This window comes from Verrucomicrobiales bacterium (genome assembly GCA_016793885.1).
GTDB lineage: Bacteria > Verrucomicrobiota > Verrucomicrobiia > Limisphaerales > UBA11320 > UBA11320.
Map to the genome: position 1 here is coordinate 1 of JAEUHE010000194.1, position 7078 is coordinate 7078.

Here is a 7078-nt window from a genome sequence, read left to right on the forward strand (position 1 = left end):
ATTCGGCAAACCACTTTGACAACCCCCGCTGCGCATCCAATCCGCTCGAGTAGTCCTGCAGGTAGATGTCCTCCTGCTTCACGCTGCGCCATAGCCGCTCGATGAATCGGTTGTCTATCCATCGCCCACGACCGTCCATGCTCACGTCTACCCCAGCGGATTCGACCGCTTCCAGATAGGCCTCGCTCGTGAATTGGCATCCTTGATCCGTGTTCGATATCAAGGGCTGTCGGCCCGTCTCCAGGCCCTTCTCCCAGGCCCGGATACAGAACTCGCTGTCCAGGGTGTTCGAGAGCTCCCACCCCACCACATACCGGCTCCACCAATCCATCGTCGCCACCAGATACATGAATCCGCTGGCCATCGGCACATATGTGATGTCGCTGCACCAAACCTGGTCCGGACCGCATATTTCCAGGCCTTTGAGCAGATACGGGTACTTTCGGTGCCCCTCTCCGGGTTGGCTGAGCGAGCGCTTGGGATACAATGCTTGGATCCCCATGACTTGCAGCAATCGCACCACTCGCTTGCGGTTCACCGCTCGCCCTTCCCGATTCAAGAGCACCGTTAACCGGCGACTTCCATACACCGGCCGCTCCAGGTGCATTTCGTCGATCCGGCGCATCAGCGCAAGGTTCTCCTCCGACTCGGGACACGGTTCGTAGTAGAATCCGCTGCGTGACACGTTCACCAGTTCGCACTGCCTTCGAATGCTCAGTTCCGTGCATGGAGCGATCAGATCGTGCCGGGCACTTACAGGCCCAGCTGTTTGCACTTTTTTTTAAGCCAATCCGCCTCCACGGTGAGCTGACCGATTTTCTCGTGCAGTTGCGCGATCAGCTCTTGGCTGTCCTCCCCGGGCTGGGGCGATGATTCGAAGAGCTCGGGTAACCGATCCCGAATGATCCCTTTCCACTGCGTCCCTTGCACCGGATGAACCTGATACTCGAGGGCGATTTGACCCACGGTTTTCACGCCTAAAAGGGCTTCCATTCCGACCTTCGCTTTGAAGGCTCCTGTATATCGCTTTCGTTTCGTCTTGCTCATGGTTCTGTTGGTTTCTCATGCCCAACAAAACCCGAAAAGTCTAGCTTCCTAACTGGTCCGAATTTTGGGGTCCATTACTACCAAGGTAGTCATCGATAACCTTCGCGCTGCGGTGGCAGCAGCCAATCGCCTCTGCCACGCGGACTTCTTGGAACTCATCCTGCAGGATGAACTTAACATCCGCAAAGAGCGTCAACTGGCACGCCGCACCAAGGCTGCCGACTTTCGGCATCTCAAGACATTGGAGAACTTAGACAGGCAGTTTAACCACACCACCAACCGCAAGCCCATCTACGAACTGGCCACGGGGGCCTTTATCCGCCAGGCAGGGATGTTCTCTTTGTAGGACCGCCGGGGGTTTGGAAAACGCATGTAGCTCACGCCGTTGCCTACAAAGCCCTCAAGATGAACTTCTCGGTGCTCTATCGTCCCACGTTTGATCTGGTTCGAGACTTCCTCAGGGACGATGCCTTCAATCAACAGGACCGCACCCTGCGCCGGTATCTGAAGCCCGATCTGCTGATTATCGACGATATGGGCATGCGCGCCCTTCCCAAGAACTCGGAGGAATACTTGTTGGGAATCGTCATGTGCCGTCCCGACAACCGTTCGACCATCATGACGAGCAACCGCCCTCTGGAGGAATGGGGTAAACTCTTCGGCAATGTGCCGGCCGCAAGCGCTGTCCTCGACCGGTTCCTCAGCTGAGCCATTGTCGTCAGCATCACCGGCCGCAGCTACCGTCTGAAGGACCAGGTCGCCGCGAGCTCAGTGAAGCCTAGCAAGGTTCCGAAGCCGGAGCCTCAACCTTCGACCGTCGGTGCCGCGAGCTGAGGCTCGGAGCACGGCACCGACTCGTTTTGGCTGGCGAAGGTAACTCTCCACCTGCAACTCCAACCCAAAAAATAGTGAATCAGCCCTCCTCGGAGTGGCTGGTCTTGAACCGCCCATCGGTGGCTGGTTTTGAAGTGCCCGGTGACAGGTTCACATTTCGGCATCTCGGTCCCCTCCGGAAAGCTTAGTGACCTTTGCGCCTTCGTGTGAGGCATTCGGGGCGGGGGTCGGCTTCATGCGGGGTTCTCCTACTACTTGCTCCAGCACCGCCTGCCACGCTGCTACGGCCGCATCGCGGCTCACGCGCGGTCCGAGTGCCGCGGCGGCGCGACGCATCTCACTCACGCGCACAGGATCGTCGGCGAGCTGTTGAATGACCCGCGCCAGTCCTGGCGCGTCCCCACTGGGCAGCACAACGCCGCAGCCATTCTCCGAGATTAGTCTAGCGACCTCGCTTTGAGCCGGTCCGAGGAAAACGCACGGACGCTCGGCGGCGATAATCCCGTAGACCTTGCTCGGCACCACGAGCCCCAGCGTCCGTTCATGCATCGAGGCCAGGTGAACATCCGCGGCGCGCAGAGAAGCACCCAGCTTTTCGATCGGCTGATAGGGCAGCCACTGGACATTGCTCGCCCCGCGCAGCGCCTCTTTCACTCCGGCCAGACCCGCTCCCTCGCCGACAAACACAAACAGCGCACGCGAGCCAGTGGAGTCCAGTTTCTTGGCAGCGTCCACGATTGCCTCGAACGGATGAGCGAGCCCGAAGTTGCCCGAGTACATGACCACGAACCGGTCATTCCAACCTCGCTCCTTTCGAAAACCAGAATCCTCGCTGGAGGATTCATCTGAGGTTCCGGCCGCCGGAACCTCAGCGCTGGAGAGATTCCAATTAGGAATCACGACGATCTGTTCCGATGGAATGCCACGGGCCAGCAGGCGCTCCTTCATGCACGAACCCACCGCCACGATTAAGTTATGACGTCGCAGCGCCCAAGTAGAGGCCCAGCGTAGAGTACGTGCCGGCAGCGAGTTCGGGGAGAGAACCCCCAGTTCCTCGGCCACCTCGGGATACAGATCCTGAGCCCAGTGGATCAGGCGGCAGCGCTTCGTCCATTTCAGCAGCGGACCGAGCAGCAGGAGAAGCGGCGGATCCGTAAGAGTGACGAGAATCTCTGAGCGTGGAGCGCGCAAGGCGCAAAGCAGAAAAGCTGGGTAGAGCGACAAGTAGCTCAGCATCCGCTTGAACAAACTCGATCGACTCAGAGAGAGGCTGGAGGCCCGCGAGATCACCACTGCGTTCCGGCGCTCCTGAACCGACAAATCAGGCACTGTGCGTGACGCCAGAACGCGAGCATGCCAGCCTCCTGCCGGCAAAGATTCGGCTAAGTCCGCCAACAGTTGGCCCGTCGCGCCCGACTGGGGCGGATAAACGCGGTTCACGAACAACAGGCGGTATAGTTGGGACATGAATCTAGACTGAAACGAGGCTCGGCACGATAAGGACTGAACGTGTCCGACGGCCCCACGCAAAGCCAAGTCGCTACTATCCTAGAAGGAGGAAAAGCGAAGCATTACTACCCTGCTTCCCGTCGTAGTTGATACCTGACGGATCATTACTCCAATCTGGCTGGGGTTAGGAGATCGAAGCCGCTACTGAGTCGATCGTTGCAACCCAAAAAGCGGACAACACACGAACTGGTCGTGTTGCCGTGCCCTCCGGAGAAACAGCCCTCCGTTTGATCCGCTTGCGGCTTTTCACCCTAACACCTACATTTTTTCATATGCCCAGAATGATTGCTCAAGGTCTGACACGTTTCGAAAGCCCTTCAGCAAATCCCAATCATTTGTTATCCGCGAGTGCTAAAACTCGGATCGGGCTCGATCGACGCGACCGCACTCCAGCCACGGCTAGGAGCTCCATGCGTATCCCTAATGGCCGAACACACGAACACTCAAATAAACATTTATGTGCAGTGTTGTAAGTGAGGGTGAAAACCGCGGTCGAAAGGCGCAAGCGCCTGCGCAAATTCCTGAATAGGTGTAGTTCAACTCGAAAGCGCCCTTCGATAGGCGGCGGTATATGAAGGGCCAAGTAAGTGCCATGAAAACTTGTCAGCAGCCCAAAGAGCTAACGACTTCCGATCACTATCCAGCCACCCTCTAGCGAGCATGGTCCGTGCGTTGAGAAGCTCAGCTTGAATGCTAAGAACATTAGGTTTTGCAATAAATAGACCTTGAAGTCCCCTATCATCAACCCACGGAGTTTGATCTGTGGTGAGCACAGGAGTACCTACATGCAAGGCCTCAAGCACGACCAGTCCGAAATTTTCCGAATATGTCGGCAAACAAAGCAAGTCTGAGCCCTGGAGATAAGCCCAACGTGCCTCACCCCAAATCGGTCCTATCCACTCGATTCGGGGGAGGTTGCGGTTAGCTTTGTCAACCGAGTCTTTCAGTGAAGCGAGATAATCCGGATCGCCATCACCAACAATGACCAAACGCCAACCACTCCAGTCGCTACGACCATTAAGGGCAGCCAACAACAGATCGAGCCCTTTCTTCTTGTCAATCCTGGAGAGAAACAAAAGCACTTTCTCGTCTTTACCCCAGCCAAGCCGTTGTCGAGCCCCCTTGAAATCCGGTCCACGTCTATCGATACAACCTAGCGGTAGCACCTCCACAGGGACTTGAGGAAGAATTAAGCGAAAATTGTCGGACTCCATTCTGCTCGTCACAAAGACCCGTTTGGCTCCTAGCAGAAACCCACGTTCTACAAGCCAGAAATAGGGGATTTTTTTCCATCCACGATGCCGAAAAGCCCACGGCTCCAACATCCCATGCGGCGAAACCACATAAGAACGTTTGTGCAGGCGCAAACACTGGCCTAGTTTGCTATTGTTAAAGTTCCATAAGCCATGGAAATGGTGGACCGCTTCCGCATCCTTGACATCAGCGGTCGGGATGACGCTAACGCCCAAGTTTTGAAGGGCTTGGCTAAGTCCATTCATGGCACTCTCGATCCCACCAACCTGCCCACCTGCTTTGGGCCCCAAAAAGCGTATATTCATAACGTTTCAACCTATAGCGGATGACGAGCGTCGTTTCAGGATCGGGAAGTCAGCCGAGGGTTTTTCGCGGGGTAGGAGAATGAACTTCCACAACGCACCTCCTTTAAAGGCTACCAGGACTCGCTCGATCGGATTGAAGTTTGGGGAGTAGACGATAGTTACTTGGCAGCCAGCGGATGCCAGTCGTTTTAAGCACATCCTGCACCTCGGTGTTTCACTAGAATGAACATTACTAACAACATCGCGCGTCATCCGAGATAGGGCCCTCCAGAAGGTTTGTCGGGCTGTGCCAGAATCACCTTGAAGAATTCCGTCAAGTCAACGAGGCCTCCACCTCAGATTTACTTTAAGCGTCACACGCAACGCTATCCGCCCGTTGGATGTTCGAGGGTGCTCATACAGGTCACATCATATCTAATTGACGTTTATGGTGCTTTGGGACGGTGATCGTGGTGAAGTTGGTTAGCCCGAGATTCGGTCGTTACATCCATGATCCGCTGAATCGTCATGTCCGGGAGGCGGGTTAGGACGTCCCGCGGGTAGGTGAAAGGCTCACTACCCCGTCGCCGACAACTCTCCACGATAGTCCAAACCCTGACGCTTAGTTCTCCAGCCTACTTTGCCCCCACACAATGCCAGTTCTTCTTTCCGATGGCAGTCGGCCGGATCGCGTTCTCGACCTGGCTGTTGTCGATCTCTATCCTCTCGTCCATCAAGAAGGTCTCCAACCCGCTCCACAGTCCCAGGGCGTGGTCGATGATCGGCCCAAGGAGGCGCTGGGGAAAGTGTCGGCCACTGGCTTGTATCGCCATCAAGGCTTTCCGAATACGATCCACCAGCGGACGGCTTTTCTGAGCTCTCACGGCCAGCCGCAGGTTCGGACCTGCCCCTTGAACCAGGAGCCTGGCTTCGGTCCGCCTCAGACTGCTGGATCTGCCCCATCAGCCATCCGTCCAGGGCGATTGCTCCAGCGCCTCACGGAACTTTCTGCGAACGTGCGTCCGGGAGGCCGCCAACCGGATGGTGCCCACGCGAGTCCTCGCAAAGAAATCATACGCGGAGTAGCCATCGCATTGGATGGTGCCGGTGAAGTGCCCGGTGACAGGCAGGATCTTTTGAAGACAGGTCGCCGCTCGATTCTGTTCCTACCGAAAGATTACGTCCTCACGCGGTCGCCGTGCCGTTCACAAGTAACCGAGCTTGGTCTTGCCATTTCCCGGTGATAGATACCGGATTGAGGTTTCGCCGATCTTGACATATCCCCCAGCCATCACTCCGGTCTGCATATGATCGTAGATCGGTTTGAGCCAGTCTGCGGCCAACTCGACCCAGCGGGCCAGAGTTTGCCGGGGTAACCAGACCCCGTGAAGATGGCCAAAGATCTGTTCCTGCCGGAAGAGGGGCAGACGTTCTAAGTATTTGCTCACCAGCAGGTGCGCCAACAATCTGGGGGTCGCCAGCCCCGTTCCAGCAACCGTTCAGCCCACGCGGCAATCGGAGGCGTTTGGTCTGGGAGCGATGGACATACTTGCCACGGATGATAGGCCGAGGCAGGAAGCGTCCGGGCTCATAGTCGAGCTGCACGTTGACCTCCTGTCCAATGAAGCACCACTGCTCGGGAGGTTGCTTTACAGGCGCGGAATCAAGGACCTCTTCAATGACCGGCAGGTTCTCAGCCAGACGCTTACGGAAAACCAGCGAAAAAACCGCAAATAAAGTCGTTCTCGCCATCTCATCGTGAATACCCATTCGAATTCGACCTAGATTATCGAAATCCCAGAACTTCAAGGATGGTCACGGTAACCGGGTGCCCTGCAGGTTTCCGGTGTGCCTGGCGGCAGTTCAAACAGGGTACTAACGAGTGGAACAAATGCCTATGCTAACCGAAGATACAGCTCATTTGGTGAGTTTGCCAAAAATATTACTTCGCAGTCCGGCAAAAAGTTCAACTCCGTTCACAATCCTCTCGTAGCTGACTCCGGCAAGGAATGGAAGAAAATGAAACATGAGGTATGAAGGCTCTGGCTCTACCATTCGGAGTTCTGTTGCCACGAAACCAGCCTTGCTAGCCAACTTACGAATTCGCCCACGACTATTTAGCCTATAAAAGGTAGGCCAGGGCTCATGGG

8 protein-coding genes and 2 pseudogenes are annotated in these 7078 nt (G+C 56.1%); 2 read left to right on the top strand and 8 right to left on the bottom strand.

All coding sequences use genetic code 11. The features are described from left to right. Positions 1–775 (bottom strand): IS3 family transposase (locus JNN07_22290; protein ID MBL9170483.1); only part of this gene is annotated, 775 nt, incomplete at its 3' end. Beyond that, complete coding sequence (locus JNN07_22295; GenBank protein ID MBL9170484.1) at positions 754–1047, bottom strand: transposase; 294 nt, start codon at positions 1045–1047, stop codon at positions 754–756. The genes JNN07_22290 and JNN07_22295, both read right to left, overlap by 22 nt. A gap of 64 nt (positions 1048–1111) precedes the next feature. On the opposite strand from JNN07_22295, the gene JNN07_22300 reads away from it, so the two are divergent. Both JNN07_22300 and JNN07_22305 read left to right on the top strand, forming a co-directional pair. Continuing rightward, positions 1112–1393 carry a hypothetical protein gene (locus tag JNN07_22300; GenBank protein MBL9170485.1) on the top strand — a complete coding sequence of 94 codons (282 nt, stop codon included), beginning with the start codon at positions 1112–1114 and terminating at the stop codon, positions 1391–1393. After that, positions 1381–1755, top strand: a pseudogene (locus JNN07_22305) (ATP-binding protein). The gene JNN07_22300 and the pseudogene JNN07_22305 overlap by 13 nt, the downstream one beginning before the upstream one ends. 276 nt (positions 1756–2031) lie before the next feature. Here the strand turns inward: JNN07_22305 and JNN07_22310 are convergent. The 6 genes and pseudogenes from JNN07_22310 to JNN07_22335 all read right to left on the bottom strand — a co-directional run bounded on the left by JNN07_22310 (position 2032) and on the right by JNN07_22335 (position 6412). Continuing rightward, entirely contained in the window at positions 2032–3348 is a 1317-nt protein-coding gene (locus JNN07_22310; GenBank protein ID MBL9170486.1) for a glycosyltransferase family 4 protein, read from the bottom strand. Positions 3349–3926: 578 nt separating this feature from the next. Further along, positions 3927–4949 carry a glycosyltransferase gene (locus JNN07_22315; protein ID MBL9170487.1) on the bottom strand — a complete coding sequence of 341 codons (1023 nt, stop codon included), beginning with the start codon at positions 4947–4949 and terminating at the stop codon, positions 3927–3929. Between the two features lie 425 nt (positions 4950–5374). Beyond that, positions 5375–5530, bottom strand: coding sequence for a transposase domain-containing protein (locus JNN07_22320; GenBank protein MBL9170488.1), 156 nt, complete (start codon positions 5528–5530; stop codon positions 5375–5377). 33 nt (positions 5531–5563) lie between these two features. Continuing rightward, positions 5564–5812: a transposase gene (locus tag JNN07_22325; protein MBL9170489.1), complete on the bottom strand. Its 249-nt coding sequence runs from the start codon at positions 5810–5812 to the stop codon at positions 5564–5566. A gap of 78 nt (positions 5813–5890) precedes the next feature. After that, on the bottom strand, positions 5891–6061 hold the full coding sequence (locus JNN07_22330; GenBank protein ID MBL9170490.1) for a transposase: 171 nt from the start codon (positions 6059–6061) through the stop codon (positions 5891–5893). A 72-nt stretch (positions 6062–6133) separates the two neighbouring features. Continuing rightward, positions 6134–6412 (bottom strand): annotated as a pseudogene (locus tag JNN07_22335) (transposase). Positions 6413–7078 lie beyond the last annotated feature (666 nt).